Source organism: Oceanospirillum sediminis (assembly GCF_014164585.1).
GTDB lineage: Bacteria > Pseudomonadota > Gammaproteobacteria > Pseudomonadales > Halomonadaceae > Oceanospirillum > Oceanospirillum sediminis.
This window is the reverse complement of sequence record NZ_JACJFM010000073.1, coordinates 1-3,254: the sequence shown is the minus strand read 5'-3', so window position 1 is coordinate 3,254 and position 3,254 is coordinate 1. Positions and strand designations below refer to the sequence as shown.

Annotated in this window: 1 tRNA gene and 1 rRNA gene; both read left to right on the top strand. The window is 51.3% G+C overall.

Annotated features, from left to right (window positions below):
* The first annotated feature begins 113 nt into the window (after positions 1-113).
* Positions 114-189 (top strand) — tRNA-Ala (locus H4O21_RS23885).
* 287 nt (positions 190-476) lie between these two features.
* Positions 477-3,254, top strand: a 23S ribosomal RNA gene (locus tag H4O21_RS23880); the annotation flags it as partial.

Genomic DNA, 3,254 nt, shown 5'->3' with positions numbered 1-3,254 from the left:
AGGTAGCCGTAGGGGAACCTGCGGCTGGATCACCTCCTTAAACGACACTCACAGTCATCACAGTAAAGTGTCCACATGAATTATCTGACTGTTTTGTAAGGTTTAGGATATATGGGGCTATAGCTCAGCTGGGAGAGCGCAACACTGGCAGTGTTGAGGTCAGCGGTTCGATCCCGCTTAGCTCCACCATTTCCTGAACACTTCTGTTTTCTCCAAAGTGAACATAACAAAGCTTATGCTTTCTTATGTTTTCTTTATGAAAACCGCTCTTTAACAATGCAGATTAATGCCAATACGATACTTTGTAATTATTACTGAATATCGAATTGATCCAACAATATTGTTTGATGTGCTTATGATAGTTCTGACTATCGTTCGCACATCAGCGGATAAATTCTCTTTTGTAATCTCAATACAGCGTATCCGGTGTATATCGTTATAAAGCAAAGTCTTGAACAGACCCTTCCGGGTTATATGGTCAAGCAATTAAGCGCATACGGTGGATGCCTTGGCAGTCAGAGGCGATGAAGGACGTAGAAACCTGCGATAAGCCTCGGGGAGTCGGTAAACAGACTTTGATCCGAGGATTTCCGAATGGGGAAACCCACTCCTTACGGAGTATCCCGTGCTGAATACATAGGCACGCGGAGGCGAACCCGGGGAACTGAAACATCTAAGTACCCGGAGGAAAAGAAATCAACCGAGATTCCGAAAGTAGCGGCGAGCGAAATCGGATCAGCCCTTAAGCTTCGGTGTGAATAGTGGAACGCTCTGGGAAGTGCGGCCATAGCGGGTGATAGCCCCGTACACGAAATTCTATCCAAAGTGAAATCGAGTAGGGCGGGACACGTGAAATCCTGTCTGAATATGGGGGGACCATCCTCCAAGGCTAAATACTACTGACTGACCGATAGTGAACCAGTACCGTGAGGGAAAGGCGAAAAGAACCCCTGTGAGGGGAGTGAAACAGAACCTGAAACCGTATGCGTACAAGCAGTGGGAGCATCCTCGGATGTGACTGCGTACCTTTTGTATAATGGGTCAGCGACTTATTTTCAGTAGCGAGCTTAACCATCTAGGGGAGGCGTAGCGAAAGCGAGTGTTAACTGCGCGTTCAGTTGCTGGGAATAGACCCGAAACCGGGCGATCTATCCATGGGCAGGTTGAAGGTTGAGTAACATCAACTGGAGGACCGAACCGACTGTCGTTGAAAAGCCAGCGGATGACCTGTGGATCGGAGTGAAAGGCTAATCAAGCCCGGAGATAGCTGGTTCTCCTCGAAATCTATTTAGGTAGAGCCTCGGACGAATACCATGGGGGGTAGAGCACTGTTTCGGCTAGGGGGTCATCCCGACTTACCAAACCGATGCAAACTCCGAATACCCATGAGTACTATCCGGGAGACACACGGCGGGTGCTAACGTCCGTCGTGAAAAGGGAAACAACCCAGACCGCCAGCTAAGGTCCCTAATTTATAGTTAAGTGGGAAACGATGTGGGAAGGCTAAAACAGCTAGGAGGTTGGCTTAGAAGCAGCCACCCTTTAAAGAAAGCGTAATAGCTCACTAGTCGAGTCGGCCTGCGCGGAAGATGTAACGGGGCTAAACTATAAACCGAAGCTGCGGACTTGTGCTAAGCACAAGTGGTAGAGGAGCGTTCTGTAAGCCGATGAAGGTGGGTTGTGAAGCCTGCTGGAGGTATCAGAAGTGCGAATGCTGACATGAGTAACGATAAGGGGTGTGAAAAACATCCCCGCCGGAAGACCAAGGGTTCCTGCGCAACGCTAATCGGCGCAGGGTGAGTCGGCCCCTAAGGCGAGGCAGAAATGCGTAGTCGATGGGAAACGGGTCAATATTCCCGTACTTTTATACAGTGCGATGGGGGGACGGAGAAGGCTAGGCCAGCACGGCGTTGGTTGTCCGTGTTTAAGCCGGTAGGCTTGCATCTCAGGAAAATCCGGGATGCTCTATGCCGAGACGTGATGACGAAGACTCCTCGCGAGTCGAAGTGGTCGATGCCATGCTTCCAGGAAAAGCCTCTAAGCTTCAGCTGTATAAAAACCGTACCCCAAACCGACACAGGTGGTCAGGTAGAGAATACTAAGGCGCTTGAGAGAACTCGGGTGAAGGAACTAGGCAAAATGGCACCGTAACTTCGGGAGAAGGTGCGCCGCTGACGGTCAAGGGTTTACCCCGTAAGCTGTCGGCGGTCGAAGATACCAGGTGGCTGCAACTGTTTATTAAAAACATAGCACTGTGCAAACACGTAAGTGGACGTATACGGTGTGACGCCTGCCCGGTGCTTGAAGGTTAATTGATGGGGTTAGCTCACGCGAAGCTCTTGATCGAAGCCCAAGTAAACGGCGGCCGTAACTATAACGGTCCTAAGGTAGCGAAATTCCTTGTCGGGTAAGTTCCGACCTGCACGAATGGCGTAATGATGGCCACGCTGTCTCCACCCGAGACTCAGTGAAATTGAAATCGCAGTGAAGATGCTGTGTATCCGCGGCTAGACGGAAAGACCCCGTGAACCTTTACTACAGCTTCACAGTGGACTTTGACATAACTTGTGTAGGATAGCTGGGAGGCTTTGAAACTGTGACGCCAGTTACAGTGGAGCCAATCTTGAAATACCAGCCTGGTTATGTTGAGGTTCTAACTCAGACCCCTGATCGGGGCCGAGGACATTGTGTGGTGGGTAGTTTGACTGGGGCGGTCTCCTCCCAAAGCGTAACGGAGGAGCACGAAGGTACCCTCAGCACGGTCGGACATCGTGCAATGAGTGCAAGCGCAGAAGGGTGCTTAACTGCGAGACTGACACGTCGAGCAGGTGCGAAAGCAGGTGCTAGTGATCCGGTGGTTCTGTATGGAAGGGCCATCGCTCAACGGATAAAAGGTACTCCGGGGATAACAGGCTGATACCGCCCAAGAGTTCACATCGACGGCGGTGTTTGGCACCTCGATGTCGGCTCATCACATCCTGGGGCTGAAGCCGGTCCCAAGGGTATGGCTGTTCGCCATTTAAAGTGGTACGCGAGCTGGGTTTAGAACGTCGTGAGACAGTTCGGTCCCTATCTGCCGTGGACGTTGGAGACTTGAGAAGAGCTGCTCCTAGTACGAGAGGACCGGAGTGGACGAACCTCTGGTGTTCGGGTTGTCATGCCAATGGCACTGCCCGGTAGCTACGTTCGGACGGGATAACCGCTGAAAGCATCTAAGCGGGAAGCCCCCTTCAAGATCAGGTCTCACTGAAGCC